Source organism: Paenibacillus sp. EB106-04-04-XG159, from assembly GCF_058791835.1.
Genome location: NZ_JBYTDY010000005.1, coordinates 180,424 through 197,006 on the forward strand (window position 1 = coordinate 180,424; position 16,583 = coordinate 197,006).

10 protein-coding genes are annotated in these 16,583 nt (G+C 44.2%); all 10 read right to left on the reverse strand.

Annotated elements, in window-relative coordinates:
- Positions 1–27: 27 nt before the first annotated feature.
- Positions 28–1,821, reverse strand: coding sequence for a glycoside hydrolase family 66 protein (locus AC3WTP_RS08295; protein ID WP_492394123.1), 1,794 nt, complete (start codon positions 1,819–1,821; stop codon positions 28–30).
- 79 nt (positions 1,822–1,900) lie between these two features.
- Positions 1,901–2,866, reverse strand: a complete 966-nt coding sequence (locus AC3WTP_RS08300) for a carbohydrate ABC transporter permease (RefSeq protein ID WP_492394195.1) — start codon at positions 2,864–2,866, stop codon at positions 1,901–1,903.
- A 14-nt stretch (positions 2,867–2,880) separates the two neighbouring features.
- Positions 2,881–3,798 (reverse strand): carbohydrate ABC transporter permease, encoded by a 918-nt coding sequence (locus AC3WTP_RS08305; RefSeq protein WP_492394124.1) that lies wholly within the window; start codon positions 3,796–3,798, stop codon positions 2,881–2,883.
- Positions 3,795–6,062, reverse strand: coding sequence for a DUF5696 domain-containing protein (locus tag AC3WTP_RS08310; RefSeq protein WP_492394125.1), 2,268 nt, complete (start codon positions 6,060–6,062; stop codon positions 3,795–3,797). Before AC3WTP_RS08310 ends, AC3WTP_RS08305 begins: the two co-directional genes overlap by 4 nt.
- The gene (locus AC3WTP_RS08315) at positions 6,053–8,077 is read right to left on the reverse strand and encodes a YIP1 family protein (RefSeq protein ID WP_492394126.1); all 2,025 of its coding nucleotides are present in this window, start codon (positions 8,075–8,077) and stop codon (positions 6,053–6,055) included. The genes AC3WTP_RS08310 and AC3WTP_RS08315 overlap by 10 nt, the downstream gene beginning before the upstream one ends.
- A 1-nt stretch (position 8,078) precedes the next feature.
- On the reverse strand, positions 8,079–8,939 hold the full coding sequence (locus tag AC3WTP_RS08320; RefSeq protein ID WP_492394127.1) for a carbohydrate ABC transporter permease: 861 nt from the start codon (positions 8,937–8,939) through the stop codon (positions 8,079–8,081).
- Between the two features lie 32 nt (positions 8,940–8,971).
- Complete coding sequence (locus AC3WTP_RS08325; protein WP_492394128.1) at positions 8,972–9,910, reverse strand: carbohydrate ABC transporter permease; 939 nt, start codon at positions 9,908–9,910, stop codon at positions 8,972–8,974.
- The gene (locus tag AC3WTP_RS08330) at positions 9,900–12,905 is read right to left on the reverse strand and encodes an extracellular solute-binding protein (protein ID WP_492394129.1); all 3,006 of its coding nucleotides are present in this window, start codon (positions 12,903–12,905) and stop codon (positions 9,900–9,902) included. Before AC3WTP_RS08330 ends, AC3WTP_RS08325 begins: the two co-directional genes overlap by 11 nt.
- Before the next feature lie 115 nt (positions 12,906–13,020).
- On the reverse strand, positions 13,021–14,613 hold the full coding sequence (locus AC3WTP_RS08335) for an ABC transporter substrate-binding protein (protein WP_492394130.1): 1,593 nt from the start codon (positions 14,611–14,613) through the stop codon (positions 13,021–13,023).
- A 315-nt stretch (positions 14,614–14,928) separates the two neighbouring features.
- Entirely contained in the window at positions 14,929–16,569 is a 1,641-nt protein-coding gene (locus AC3WTP_RS08340) for an extracellular solute-binding protein (protein WP_492394131.1), read from the reverse strand.
- Positions 16,570–16,583 lie beyond the last annotated feature (14 nt).

Sequence of the window (16,583 nt, forward strand, 5' to 3'; positions counted from 1 at the left end):
AACTAACCATAATCAACCCGTTAAGATTTATTCTGACTTATAAGTTATCTTTATCATATCCCAGTATTTCAGCTTCGGCAGCTCAAGAGATACTTGATCGTCCTTTTGTTCAAACTTAAGCTCTATAGGCGATCCGTTATAATAATCCGGGGAAGCGAACGTAATCCGATCCACTTTCCCACTGGTTTGAACCGTAATCTTCACGTTGCTGCGTTCAGTCGGCTCGGCTTGAGTCCCTTCGTTATCATTCCAGTTCATCGTCACCGCGTCCGTAAAATTAATAAAGTGAACGATGTCGCTTCCATCCTTGTTCTTGGTAAAAGACCATACCTTGCCTTTCGTCGCGTACGGGGCTATTTGCACATCGCCCGCTCCTTGAGCCTTTACCTTGGAGTTTTCCAGTCCGTCGCGCAGCAGATTCTGATAGGCGACCATGAAGTCATAGTATCGAACCAACTGCTGCTCCAGCTCCTGTGGAATCTTCAGGTTACGGTTCGGAAAGTATTCACTGCACAGCATATTCTCGCCAAGCTCCAAATGAGCACCGCCGGAAGCAAAGATCACCGCATCCGTGAGCAGAACTCCCGGTGTATTGAACTCTCCCTTTGAGCTGCCCTTCCCATAGTTCATATACGCGGCGAGCACCGTATTCAATTTATTCTTGCTAAATATCTTATTCTTATCGATGATTTCCTTGAGGTTGTTGTAATCTGGATGTCCCCCCCATACCTCGGTATAGAGGAAATTTAACGGCGCTTCCATAGCCAAGTCGGTCAGAGCATACTGGTCTACCGCATTCATGACATAATCCACATCCAGCTTCTGCTTGGCAGCCTGTAGAAATGACACATACCCTGTAGGAAGCGAGGCCTTTTCCCCTTTGGCAGTCCACAGCGGTCCCCGATCACCCAGTTGATCCACATGCCATCCATCAAAAGGAAGCTTCTCAAACACCTGTTTCTCCTGTTTGATCAAATAATCTTGCCATTCCGGGTTCGCTGGATCATAAACCATAATGTCGCTCGGCCAACTATCCGGAAGCGGATGTTTGTCCTGCTCGGTGGCGTTTGGATCTTTATACAGCGCCCACTCGCTCTTCACTCCGTCTTGCTCCGCGTCTTCATACGCGCCAAATATCAAATTATAATTCATCGCTTTGATATTGTGTTCATGGGCCAAATCGATATAGCCTTTGACTGTACTCGAAGCAACGGGCCGGTTCGCAATATCCTTCCATTGTTCAGCGAGCTCACCGTTCTCTAGCTTAACCGGCGTATGATGCTTATACTGCCAGTCATAGAATTGTATACCGTTAATATGGAAACGATTCAGACGGTTTATAACCTTAGCCATATCCTCCGTTCTCATCTCATAAAAATCAGCCAGATAGCCATAACGAGGGAACTTGCTCCAGTCGGAGGAGACGTCCACGGCGATATTATGATGATCCTGTACTTCGCCCTTCACGGATAGGAACACCTCGACCATATACCCTTTGAAGTCCGCCTCAGGCGGCGTCCAGTCCCAAATCGCCTGTTCTCCTTCCAAGTGCAGCTCCTGCTGCCCGATAAGCTCATCAAGATGACGATACTGCACATTCAGTGTAGCCCCGCTTACCTCTTGGTTCATCTGCAGTGTGAATTTTACCGGATCACCCGGTGCATAAGCTGCCTTGTCTGTTGCGATCGACTTTACCATATTCTGAACCTTCACCTCTTCTGCTTTGATGCTGGTTTGTTTGCTGCATCCCGCTGATATGAGCATTAGGCAACCCAGCAGAATAATCATGGACCTGCCGTACTTCTTTCGATGAAATAACATGTTCATGCGCACTCCCAACTTGTTTTAATAGGGATAAGCCTTTAAACAATGACACGTTGAATTTCTTGGTTATGATACACTACTCACCGGTGATGCCGGTCTTATCGATGCTTTCTACGAACCATCTCTGTACAACCAAATACATGATGGCTAGCGGAAGAATAGATAGGAGGGTCCCTGCAAAAGCTTTGGCCTCCGTATAGCTTAAGTTCGGATTCTTACTGATATCGCCCGCACTGCTTTCCTTGATCGCTCCGCCGAGATTGTTGCCCAATTCTCCTAACAGCATAGGAACGGTCTGAATCTTGCCATCCAAATAGAAGGAAGTTAAGAACGTCTCATTCCAATAGATAGAGAATCCGTAAACCCCTACGATAATAAAAGCCGGACCAACCATCGGGATCGCAATCTTCCAGAACGTTCTAAAGGCACCTGCTCCATCGATATAGGCGGCTTCCTCCAACGACTTAGGAATCATTTTGAAAAACTGATAGAAGATCAGGATAAAAAGTGCCGCTTGCTCTCCTTGACCGCTTAATGCAGGCACCACAAGCGCCCCAAGATTCCCTTTCAACCCTAATTCCGTAAAAATCTGAAATCTAGGAATGAATAGCAGCGTCTTTGGAACGATGTAGGTAAACAGCAGCAAGGCAAACACGATATTCTTACCTCTAAATTCGAAACGTGCCAAACCGTAGCCTATGACCGCAGAAGACACAATGACACCTATCGTCGAAGCACCGGCTACTAAAGCGGTCGTTACGAACGCGTTCGGAAGCTTGAGCGCCTTCCATGTCAACTCATAGTTCAACGTATATAGAGTGGATGGAATCCACTCTACACTGTTGTCAACTAGGTCCAGGTTAGACATAAGGCTTGCCGATAGCATGTAGAGCAGCGGATATAAGAACACGAACCCAAAGATCGTCAGAATCGCATATGTTGCTGCTTTATAGGCAAGACCGTCGCTTATTTGCATCCCCAAGAGATGCTTCTTTAACGTTGGTATGTGCTTTTTCGCTTCTTTCTTGACACGTGGAAACATGCTGGACAATGTGATCACCTTCCCTTCGAGTCCTTAACGCGAGTTGTATAGTACAGGATGAATATAAGTGCGATCTGAACAAAGGAGTACAGAATCGAAATTGCGGAAGCATACCCTTCGCGCCTGGACCCGTCGAACTTCGACTGCATAATAATGGAATTGATCGGGTTCGCTTCAAAATTGGCCAGGAATACAACCACATAGATCATACATACACCTACCAACGGATATATAGTAGGCAAGGTGATCTTCCAGAAAGAAGTCCACGGAGAGGCTCCGTCGATTGAAGCTGCCTCGTACAAGCTCTTGCTGATCTTCTGCAGCGCCGCCAGGAAGATCAGAATCGGGATGGCGCTATACCACAGCAATTGAACGATGAGTTCAAAGACGTCGACGATCAACAGCACGACACCTTTAGAAGGAATTACCATAAAGAGCATTTCCAGAATAAAACGATTCTCAAGGATCGACATTCCTCCGTAAGTGCTCATATTCTCCATCAGCTCACCATTTAAAATAATGATGGGCAAGAAGAATAGCAGGCGATAAAACGCCTTCCCTCTTATTTTTTGATTGAGCAGTACGGCGATAATGATCGACAAGGCTATAATGACCGGAACATACAGCAGTGTGCTGACAAAGTAATTTTGAGCTTCGATGACAAAGTCGATATCTTCAAACAATATTCTCCTGTAATTGTCCAATCCGAGCCATTTATATCTCCATCCCGTTTTGAATCCAAAGGAAACATTATTGAAGCTCATGAAGATGGTCCGATACAACGGGTATGCAACAAATGCAAGGAAACCGAAAATCCAAGGGCTGATGAAGAGTAAGCCAGTTAAGCCTTGTTTACTCCTCATGCTCAGTCGAAATTTTTTGGGCTTAACGTTTCCTGTTTCCGAATTACCTTTAGCGGTAATAGTCTTCATAGAATCTCAAACCCTTTTGATTTAATTTTCACATCTTCGTAGATATAATCCGAATTGTTGTAATTGATGAGTATCTTCTTGCCATTGTCATACTCAACCAGTACCACCCCGGTATCAATAATCCGATGATCGATCATTTCGCTGCCTAATACCTCACTCAACGCTGTACGAATAGAGGTGTAATAATAATCGATACGATCCTCTAAATACTTCAACTCCGAGGTAAAGATATCATTAGATGCGGTATATTTAATGTCATACGTCGACTCGCCTGTTAATACAAAGGACGGATAGATTCCATATTCAACTAACCGCAGCATGGTATCGGCATCGTTGGAGGATAGATTCATGTACGGTGAATACATATCCGCATAACCGCTCAAGACAAGCGGTACCAAAGGAACGGTAGCATCGATGAATATGAGTTCCGAAGAAGTGATCGGCGCGTCGTAATAATCGCTGATGTATTTATACAGATAAGCATCAGGCTGATACATGCCAGTTTCGATGCCGCTATCGTTTAGAACCTGCAGCACATTTTCTGTGTACGCCATTCCCTCGTTCGAATAACCAATGGTTCCATGATCATAATGAGTGAATAGACCTGTTCCGAATCCATCCAATGCCAGCGATCCAATGTTATGCTTTTTATAAGCATCGAGATCTTTTTCGGCTAGAGTCTTATAATATTTCGGATTATTCAAATAGTTAAATAGCCCTTTATTATCATTTATCACTTCTAGATCTTTTCGATTCATTTTGCTCGCTGTATATTTCGTTTTTTCGAAATAGGATCGGGCGTAATCAACGTAATAGCTAAACTTAATCCCGTTGGAGGTGAAGTAATCCATCGTTTCCTTAAAATCTTTGCTTCCGCCGAGGTTGCTCATGACGTTGAAACGATAGGAAAAGTCATCTGCGATGAAGGTTTTGAATATCACATTCAAATTATCGTAACCTTTATCTACTAGTGTCTTTACAATCTCTTGAGCCTGCTTATACTTCGTCGCCGGAATATTTTCAATCCCCAGCGTTCCCCAGGTGATTTCGTTATTAATAAAATCAATTCTCATCGGGACCTTATCATGCGCAAGCTCGGATTTCTTCAACCCGTCTTTCTTGACCAGGAAATCACGGAAGCCCTTTGCTACCCCAACATAGTTTGCTTGCTTGTCGTTTAGAAAAACATAACGCTGGACCAGTTCAAATTGATTCGGGTGCTCCTGAAAACCTAGGATACTCTGATCTTTTTTAACCCGGCTTTGGAACTGAGCATATGCCGTACGGTAGTTATACGTGAAATACGATTGATAATATTGGGATTGCAAGTCCCTTGATTCATAATTGTAGGTCGCGTAGCTAGAGCCGTTTTCCGCGATGACCAACACGCCGGCATGATCAACATCATGAATAATTCCGTAAATCGGCAGGGACACTCTTTCCAGAGGCTTTACCGTAATTCCTCTAGAATTCATCTCCGCAGTGCCTTCATATCCTGGATCTTGGCCATATACAGGGGCTGAATATCCGGTTGCGTACTTCGGTACTTCATCCAGCTTCACAATCGCTCCGGATCCGTCAGGAATGACGATATATCCATCTTCTTTGTGAGTTGTGCTTCCGAAGAACGGATACACAATAATATCGCTTAATGAAATATCGTTGTTGCCGGCCTTCCATAACTTCGGGTTATATTCCTGAATGCTCTCACGTGGAATATTGACGATTACATCCCCTTGCTGCAGAGTGACAACCACATCAAATTTGATCTGAGCCCTCGTAAAATCAACCGACGCGATAAATCCATCCTCTGTTTGCTGAAACGTCTTTTCCACCCGATCGCCCAGTATCGTTCTCCGCCCCGGCGTAAATTTATCGTACGTTATGATGGAGATACCCGACTTGATGTATGCGATCATATCAGCGCTGTATCCTGCCCCTTTCATATCCATACCGACGTCATAGGAGAACCAGGTATACCCATTGCATTTATCCTTGACCGCTATTGCAACAGTCTCTTCCTCAAGATAAAGTTCTAACTGTTCATTGTCGGCTACCTTTTTGAAGGTAGCCGGAATTTTTACTGCGGAGGCTTTGATTGCACATGTGTTCGGCGTATCGTTAACAGCAAAGCTATGAGGGTTGCTCTCCGCTGCAGCGATCCCATATTCAACATCCTGGACATCGCTCAACAAGTAGTTCACACCGAGTGCTGCCAGTATGAGAAATACGATTCCGAATTTCAAATATTTTTTTACAACCATCTTTTGCTCGCCTCCGTAACCACATCTTGCACAAAACCAAGTAATTGACTGCCGATCGAATAGAGGACAAATAGTAACAATCCGATAATCAGCATGGTAAACAAGCTTCTAAAAATGACGCCAACTGTTTCGCCGACCTCATAATTGTGAATATCCTTGATCATAAAGAACATTAAGAATACGACCCAGATCAACATGGCCTGAATCGGCAAATGATAAAATACCGACTGCTCCAACGTTAATCCATTGCTAAACAGAATGAGTGGCGGCATGATGACAAGCACCGGACTCAAGGAGTATGCCGTAGCGTTATAGACGTCCCTAAATTTCCCTTCACCATCAGAGATGGAGCAGATTAAGTAATTGGACACCATCCATAATGCGGCAAGCCCGATAAAGACCCATAATTCATACACAATATATCCTTGATCGGATACAAATAATGGATTGGTGTATTCATAATGCAAGATGAATAGGACGATGACCAGAAGGTATATAACGGTTGACGATTTCCTTGAGACCCTTTTCTCAGACTGTATCTGATAGAATCCTTCCAACGGCTGCTTCAAGAAAGTAAACACATAGAGCAAATCGTCGACGATCTTAACCTTTTTCACATATTCTTTTAGCTTGCCGGTTATCTTTGAACCGTACGTATAGCGTTTATTTAATATTTTATGAGCGTAACCAATCAGCAAGATGGCAAGGAGGACACCAAACACGATGTTTAAGTTGTTTTGCAGCCATACTTGGCGAATCTCATAAAAGGCTTCCGATATACCCGTCTTATATTTTGCATAGCCAAATTCCTCACTGGCACCAGCAGTATCACCTTCACGGAGGAATGCATCACCTAAACCGATGCGGGCTTTGTCAAACTTCGAGTTATATTGGAGCGTATACTTCCAAAGGTCTCTACTCTTTGCATAATCACCGTCTTGGTATGCATCCATTGCGTTATGAACGGCGTCAGAGAATTCGGTTGAGCGATAGTTTTGAATCAGCTTCGTACCTTGATCAACGACTATTAGTTCATCTGAAGAGTTGGACGCGATGCTTATAGGTCGATTCAAGAGACCTAACCGGCTGGAGTTGAAGTCTTTCCCTCCAAACAAAAACAATAGCTTCCCATTCGTGTCGTACTCGAATATCCAACCGTCAGAACTAACGGAGAACACGTTATTATGCTTGCCGATCCACACGCTCTCCATCGAAAATGATCCAACGATACGATCCGGAAAATAATTGGATCCCGATACGTTAAACTTCTTGATCGGATTGGTCTCGATCGAGGAAGTAACCGTATAAATAAAGCCTTTCTTATCGATCGCAAGATTGTTCGGCACATCAGAGAATACCTTCTGAATCTTCGCTTCCTGTACTTCTGTCAGGAAGATGGACCGCACTTGGTCCAGCAAAGGGACATTTAACGGGTTAGCACCGAAGAAAGTAATAAACTCCCCGTCTCTGTTTAACATGACCAATCCGTTTACAGAACCTGTGCTTCTCACATAAATATTGCCCCTGATATCAACCGCGACGTGAGTCGGTGTAAATTCATAGCCTTCCTTGAAGATCGGCGAGTCTGGTTTACCGATCTCTAGCACCAAGGTATGTGACGGCTTGTCGAATATTAAAATGGTATTCTTCGCCGTATCCACCACATAGATGTACTGTTCGGTGACGAACGTACTTTTTATGGCTGAGAACTTATCGCTGGTCAGCTCTTTATAAAAGCGAAAATCCTGATCCAAGATAAACACTTTGTTTAAGGCGCTGTCCGTAATATAGACGTAGTCCTGATCATCAACAAATACATGCTCAGGCATCCCTAGCCTCTGACCGTTAATCACGCTGATCTGCGTGGTCGGTGTATAAGCGGTCTGCGTCTTCTGAGTAAAGCCATCGCTGTCACTCGTGTAAGTGAAGTATGGAGCCTCGGCGGCAGCGTAGGCATTATACGTAAAGAAGAACAGAAGCACAAATGACGTAAAAAACTTCAGTGTTTTCCTCATATTACTTAATCCCCGTATGCGCCATGGAATCCATGACTTTATTTTGTAAAATAATGAATAATATCAAGTTAGGAACAAACATCACCAATCCGGCCACAGCAGACAATCCCGCACCGGCTACAATATTGCCTGACGACCCGATTAAGGTACCCAAGTAGAAAGGAAGCGTCCGCAAGGACTCGTCATCCATAAAGACGGACGAACTCTCGCCATTGCCCCAGCTTGCCTGGAACGTTAGAATCGCAACCGTAACAAGAGCCGGTTTGACAAGCGGTAGCATCACATTCCAATAAACTCGCCAATTCCCTGCCCCATCCATCTTGGAAGCCTCGATCAGATCGTCCGGAACTTGATCCATAAATTGTTTGATCAAGAAGATGCCGATCGGCATCGCCAGCATCGGAATGATGTGAGCGAGATACGTATTGTATATCCCCAATTTCTCAATAATTAGGAATCGAGGAATCGCAACCGCTACTGGAACGAGCATCAACGACAACGTATTGACCTTATTGAAGGTATGCTTACCTTTGAATTTCAGCTTCGACAATGCGAAAGCCGCTAGTGAGCTAATAAGCAAGGTAAGCAGAATAACCAAGGTGGTCGTCACTAAGCTGTTGAACAAGTATCTGGATGCCGGTATTCCCGATTCCGATGAGAATTGAAATAACAGACGGAAATTCTCGAGCGTCGGACTTTGAACGAAAAACCTTGGCGGATACGCAAACAGCTCAGTGAATGGCTTGAACGCATGATTCACGATGAAAATGATGGGAAGCCCCATAAAAATACTCATCGCGGTTAAAAACAGATGAAAGCCTAATTGATCCTTATGAAGTTTCCTCGGGTTAATCTTGACCATTCTTCTCACCACGCTAATGGGAAATAGTGCGACTAATCCTTGTCGCCAAACAATTTGTAGCTGATCTTGTTGAATAAAATAACGATGCACAACAGAACAATGGTAACTGCAGATGCATATCCCATCTCGTAACGAACGAATCCAAAGTCGTTAGCATGGTCGACGATCAACCATCCGGCATACTGTGGTGGAGGTGACCCACCGCTGAGTGTTGCCGCGACCCCCGATGCGTTAAAGGTGCCGATGATAGCCATAACCGCTCCGAACAGCATCTGGGGCTTCATCGACGGAATCGTGATAAAGAAGATTTCCTGCCAGCGGTTTCGAATACCGTCGATATAGGCAGCTTCATATAGCGCTTTATCAATGTTCAGCAAGCCTGCCAACATGGCCAGAAATCCTACACCCATGCTTCCCCACAGTCCGATAAAGATCATGATCGGAACCAGCAGATCTGGTGATTTCAACCATTGCAGCGGCTCCTGAATCATGCCCATATCTAAGAGCCAATAGTTTAAGTAGCCTGTGCGGTCTCCGCTGAACAGTACCCTCCATACAATCCCCATCATAACGGGCCCGGTAACTGATGGAGAATAAATAATGACGGTATAGATGGTTCTGATTCGATGGGGAACTTGCGATAGCATCCAAGCCAGCAAGAACGCCAGCATATATCCGATAGGTCCTACAATGATGGAATATAATAATGTATTGGACACGGCATGCTGCAGAAACACCGTATCGCCTGTGAATAGATCGATGAAATTTTGAAATCCGACAAACTTAGGAAATTCAACCGTATTAAAATAAGTTAAGGATAACCCCGCCGCAACAGCTACCGGTAAAACGATCAGCAGCGTAAAGAACGCAGCATACGGAAAGATAAACAGATAAGGAGAATCTGTCAGTTTATAAAGTCTTTTTTTCGTTTGCCGGTTTACCTCGACGTTTATCCTAACGTTACTTTCCATTGATTCTCACCCAATCCTCTACATTTTCAATCGTTGGAACAACGTAAGGTTTGATCGATTTACCGTTCTCGATATAGCCAAACTCTTTCAATTTCCGTTCGAGTTCCCTGTTGACGGTTTTTACGGCATTGTCGATTGCGCTTCGCGGGTTTTGTTTGTCGAACACCACTTTGTTCCATGCATTGCTGATTTCACGTTCCAGCACATAATCTCCAGGAACTTTTCCGGTTGCCTGAATCCATTTCCATTGCTCCAAGATCACGTCTTTAGAGTCGGAAGGCCATGCGCTCTTTTCGAACCCTTCAACGTTTGCCGTCATGTATAAGAATTTATCTCCCAGAGTCGCTTGAATGTTATAGGAGAACGCGCTTTGCGTCTCAGCGCTCGCCCACCACTTGATAAATTCCCATGCCGCTTCTTTTTTGTCGCTGCTTTTGAAGATGATACTTGTGCTTCCGTAGGTTGGATCCCAGCGTTCAATAACTCCGTCTTCATTTTTAACACCAGGTATCGGGAGTATCCCCCACTGTCCGGCAAGCTCAGGTGCAGCGTACTTTAATTGAATATAGGTATTGGCATCACCGATACCGACCGGCGTTTTTCCGTCTCTAAAGCTTTGGAAAAATTCCGAGGTTGTGATCGGGATGTTGTACACCGTAAAGAGGTCTGTCATAAATTCAAATGCCTGATAGGCTCCGTCTTTGTTAATTACCGTCTTACTTCCAGTAGAGTCATACAAATTTCCGCCAAATTGATAGATGAACGGCTGGGTAACGTCAAATCCCTTGTACGCACTATCCGAGCCAAGCGGCGTATAGAAGTTCATATCATATTTTTGCAGCATCGGAACGAGACTGGTGACATCCTCCCATGTTTGCGGCGGTTCTTCTCCAATAAACTTCAAGATATCTTTACGGTAAAATAATAATTTGACGCCTTGTGTTTCCGGAATGGCGTACACACCATCGTCATAGATAAAGGGCACGAATGTGCTGGGATTGAATTGTTCAGCTAATTCGTAGAATCCGTCATACGTCCTTAAGTTTTCGATAATACCTCTGAGCGCCAGCTCGAAAGGTTTTCCATGGCTGACCCCTAAGGCAGCATCAGGAGTGCTGTCCGCCGCATTCGATAACACAATCTTGTTTTCATCCGGCAGGAGAGACAATTTGACTTTGATCCCCGTTTCAGGCGTAAACCCCTCGTCAATCATCCGCTGCATGATTTCGACATACAGTCGGGATTGATTAACCCATACATCAACCGTGTCATCGTCTACTGTCGCAGCGTTCGCATATCTAGGATTCGTAAAGGAATAGAAGAAAGCTTTGGTACTTTCCACAGCGCTGGTTATCATACCGGCTTGAGGCGCAGGGAGCTCGCCTCCATCATGGACGTATATCTTGTCTAGGTGCATCGGATTATAGATCAGCATAGGAAGTATCGTCTTGATCTTGCCGTATGCTGATGATTGCCCTTCACTAAACCTGTTCATATAATGCGGCAGATCTTCCGGATCTTCGATAAAATCGCGAATAAGATCTTCAGCAAGCTCCAGTTCTGAAATGATCGGCAAATCATCCGTCTTGGTCTGCTCAATCAAAGCTAATTTTTGATCATGGATATTGCCTGCGATCACTTGCAAATAAGCAGTAATCTCAGGTATGTACTTTTCGATCTTCCACTTCCGTTCTTTGTCGACAAGGCCGCCGGTTAACCGATGCACTTCTTGAGCTGTAGAATCGATAACCTTCAATGTCTTCAGCAGCTCATGATAGATGTCTCTCATATCCGAGTTGTATATAGATAGCGTTAGGGTATGATCGCCCTTTTCCAAGTAGATTTGATAAGGTTCCCCGTTTTCATCCTGCAGCGTTTCATTCTTCCAGCCGCTCGAATAGTCAAATGAATAGCTTTCTAATTCCTTGAACGGGACTTCTCCATCCATTTCAATCCTTCTGCTTGTCGGCATCCCATTATTGGTATTTTGTGAATATTTGAACGTTAGATTATAGTATCCGCTTTCATTCACAGCAAACTGATAAGAAACCCTGTCTCCGCTTTCCCCGAATGAATAGCCGTCCAATACATTCATCACTCGATGCTTGTAGGAATAAGGCGTAACTTGTGGATCTCTGACATATTTGGTTCGAATACTTTGTCTGCTCTTGTGAGAAACATCTTCAGCTTCGATCGTAACGAGGTCGTTGGCGCCCTCTTCCGTTCCCCTTTTAATCGTGCGGTATTCTTCATATGCCGGAGGGGAGACTAACGTATTCTTAAGCTCAATCTTACCGATTAGAATATAACCTTCGTTCAGCGTGATGCTGATCGTATTTTTCCCTTTGTTCAAATGAAACTTCAACGGTTCGGAGAAGAAGAAGTTAGGATCAGTCAATCCTTCTTGCTTCCATTGCGGCATGAGTTCCGACTTCGGAGTCAATTCGTCGCCGTAACGGTCAACCTTATAGCCAGCCGCTTCTATCTGCCAATCCATCGCGAGCCTAATTTCGTTCATCTCGTTGTACTGATTCTTGCCGTTCACATCGACATCAAGCTCGGGCATCAAAGATGTTTTGGCTTTTATGTTGTAATCAAGCCAAATTTCATACAGCCCTTGGTCAGAAACATCTACATCAAAAGTTAAGACATCTTTGGGTGCGAGATAGACGACATCGCCGCCATACCCTTCGCTTTTCGCATTATTGTATACTTGGCCGCCGCTCATTTGTGCAACTAGAATGTTGTAAGGCCGATCCGGAACGGGCACCTTCTCTTGTTCCCATTTCTGAAAGACACTGTAGTAATTGCTTTCCTCTTCATATTGATTCACATATGCTTCGACAACTGCGACACTGCGTTCATAATCGGCTTTGGAAGGCTCTTTTCCAGAACCGTCCTTCTTGATGTAATTACCACCGACCAATAAACCGACTGCAATTACGATCAGGAATATACTTGCAGTAACATACACGAGTTTCTTTTTTGTCGTCACTTGATCACAACCTAACAGAATCAATTTTTCGAAATAAGCCGAATTTTCCGATAATAAATCAATAGTTTCTAAATGAATGATCTTCAAATAGAAACTATTGATTGTTCATCTTAAATTATTTACTATTGTATTCACTCAAGTAATCATCAAGTGTCTTGTTCAACAATGCGTCCCATTCAGGAGCAATATCGCTGTATTTTTTACCTTCATCTCTGATGTCGTTCCTAATTTCCCACGGGTTTAATGTTTCGTAGGCCTTAACTACAGCAGGAATGTTTCTTGGGAAAGCCACAGCATTAGAGAGCATTTGTTGGAAATCCACATTTTGGAACGCTTTGAAATTAAACATAGCCAAGCTGCTGCCTTCTGGGAATCCCTTAACAAGAGGATGATGCTTCAAGACTTCAGGATTGGTTGTAATCGGCCAGCCCATTATAAAGTCCATCAATCGATCTTCCGCTCTTAACGGCGCATCCTCTGGCAGATTGCTATATTCATCAATCAATGCCCAGCGGGACTTCAACCCTTCTTCACTGTATGTCAGCCATTTTATTAACTGAAATGCCGCCTCAGCCTTTACCGGATCTTCCGCCAATGCGCTGGATATACTCATGGTGTCATAGTAAGCGCGGATAGCGGTTGTGCCGCCCTCAGGGGCTTTCGGCATTGGGTAGATATCAATTTCCATTTTTCGTGTTTTGATCAATTCATTCACATCTGAACTCAGTCCATACAACCATACGTTTCCGACTGCTTCTAAACCATCACCCCAAGACCAGCTTAATTCTCCAACCTTCTTCTTTCTTTCTGCCTCTGGCAGGTCGTAGAAGTGCAGTCCTTCCTTGCCTTCATTGGAAACTAGATTGAGCCATTCGCCAAATCGTTTGCTATTGGTATAATCAAATTTCCGTGTATCCGTATTGAACCCTTTCCAACCGTTTGGAATACTGTCAAAGTAGTGCGACCCGATCTCGATAAAGTCAATCATTCCAGGGAAGATCGGCTTATTAGGAGTGAGCTTCGCTACTTCCGCACGCAAATGCTCATAATCTTCGTAAGTCCAGTTATATGGTGGTATCGCGATATTATTTTCCTTTAACAGCTTTACGTTAATAGCTGGGAATTGTCCTACAGACATCCAAGCTACCCCGTAAGTTTCTTTACCGTCATACGTTTTCATAATGCTTCTCGCATTATCAGAGATCCATTTGGACTCTGGGTCAGCTTCCAGGAAAGGCGTTAAATCTAACGTCAGCTCTCTATCGTACGCTTCAGCTGAAAGCGGTGAATAGAATATATCAGGCAGCGTTCCTTCCATCGCTCTTGCCGTTAATATCTCGAGCTCATCTGTATCGCTTTGTTCAATTGCAAATTGACGATCACGGACGACTTTGATGTTCGGATACTTTTCTTCAAACTTCCGAATGTTTAGATACAACGGATTGGTATCGTCATTTTCGCCATAGAAACGATGCGCAAATAACAATTCAATCGGTTTCTCTTGCCAATCCGCAACCCCGTTGCCATCTTCGTCAGTACCGTTGGCCTCAGCGGCCTTATCTTCTTCTTTCTCGTCCTCTTTTGGAGTAACGGTTTCTGTCTTATCCGTCTTTTCGGGTTCAGCTTCATTCGAATCTGACGAACAAGCGGACAACACAAGTGAAAAAAGTAACACAAATGAAAGCAGTAAAGAAATTCGTCTTTTCATGTGGACCCTCCATTTCTTTTTATACTTCGTAATTGCATCTTCATATATAAATTATAGTGAATTCACCATTTTTCAAGTTAGGAAGTAGTCGCTAGTTAAGGTAGATAAATGACTGTAAATTTCGGAGTTGAAGCCTGGATGTATTCATTCTGTCGGCATTACTCACCCTGTTTACCCACCATTAGTCCACCATTGTCTAGAAACTCCGCAGTGGGATGATTGAATAGAAAAAACGGCCTTTACCCCCCCCTCGACAAGTGGCCTGTCGATGAGTGTGTAAAAGCCGCTAAGTAAACCAAGCCAGATGCTCGACTATTATTCCTGTTTTATCGCATTTTCAACTTCACTCGTAATGAGACCGCCGCCCTTCTCCTTCCAGTCCATGACCCATTCATCAAATGCTTCGAGCGGAGCGACCCCCATAATGATCTGAGTAAACATATCTTTTTCTGAGTCCAATAGATGTCGCCATTGGGTTTCCATCGTTTCGGTATATGAATTATAAACACTGGTTATTTTATTCACATTCGGATCAAGCAGATTTTTACCGCCTACCAGCAAAGAATAAGCTCGTTTGAAATTGTTCTCCCATGTATTCCAATATTCGATATCCGTATGATCAAATGGCATCAGTTTCGTATTTCTGATGGTATACAAGTCGTTATTTAGCTGCGGATATGTAACTTTGTCCGCGAAGTCCTCCTTCTTGCGAACCCCCGTTAATACATCATTCAAGGCTCTAACCGAAAACGAAATCTCATCGCGCATAGACATGGAAATTCGCAGAGGCTGGAAGTCCACCCCGTATTTATACTCGTCTCTCAGAATAAGATTCGCTACTTTAATAACAGCTTCAGGGTGCTTGTAGCCTTTACGAACGACAACAAACGATCTCGTCGGCTGAAACACCTTGGCATTAAACTTTCCATTTCCATCGAGAGGTAAAGCATAAGCCTGCCAGTTTGCTCTTGGATTGTTCTTCAACGCTTCCGGTACCGGCCAATATCCACCTGAGTAAGGAGCAAAGAAGATTCCGGCTTTTCCGTCAATCACAACTTCTGCGACGGATTCGCTAATACCTATCTCCTGATAGATCAATTGGTTGGCGTATAGATCGCGCAGCTTGGCAAGGGCCTCCTTCATCTCCGGCTGTATGGACCCATAGACCAGGTTGCCTTCAGCGTCATTCAGCCAAAAGCCCGGGTGAGCGTTATAAGCGGAAAAGATAGGATCCAAATTAAAGCTATCGGGACCGGCAAGAAAATCATCATAGAGAGCAGCGCCTGTGACGATTCCCGTCGTATCCGCTCGTCCATTGCTGTCAGGATCGTTCTCGATAAATGCTCTCGCTACTTCTTCCAATTCATCCATCGTCGTTGGGGGTTGAAGTCCAAGTCGATCCAGCCAGTCCTTGCGTATCCACATCATACTGAAATCCTCTGCACATGCGGAGGGAAGAGCAAGCAGTTTGCCGTTGAAAGTGGCCTGTTCCAGCGCATTCCCATTTGTGCTGTCGATAATGCTTTTCATGACAGGCGATGCATAATCATAATAAACCTCCGTCAAATCCGCAAGCTCATCGGCCTTGACCATCTGGTTGAGTTGGAATTGCGAGACTACCATCGCATCCGGCAGCGTATTGCTCGTAATCGCCAAGTCCATCTTCTGTTTCATATTTTGATTGGTGACGATCCAGTCAATTTTGATATTTACATTCAACGTATCTTTTATAGCCTCAACCCAAGGATTTTTAGCCGGAGTATCCCCCAAGTAAGATTTAAAGTTAGGGTCTACACCCATTCCGACACTTAACGTAACCGGCTGCTCGTATTTACCGAATGGAAGATATTCATCACTTTCCGTCATGGAACTGGAATGAAGCGTACTTGATCCGTCACAAGCAGTTATCAATAACAATAATGCGATAATGACTATCATGGCGCTTTTGGTCTGCATTTGATCTCCTCTTT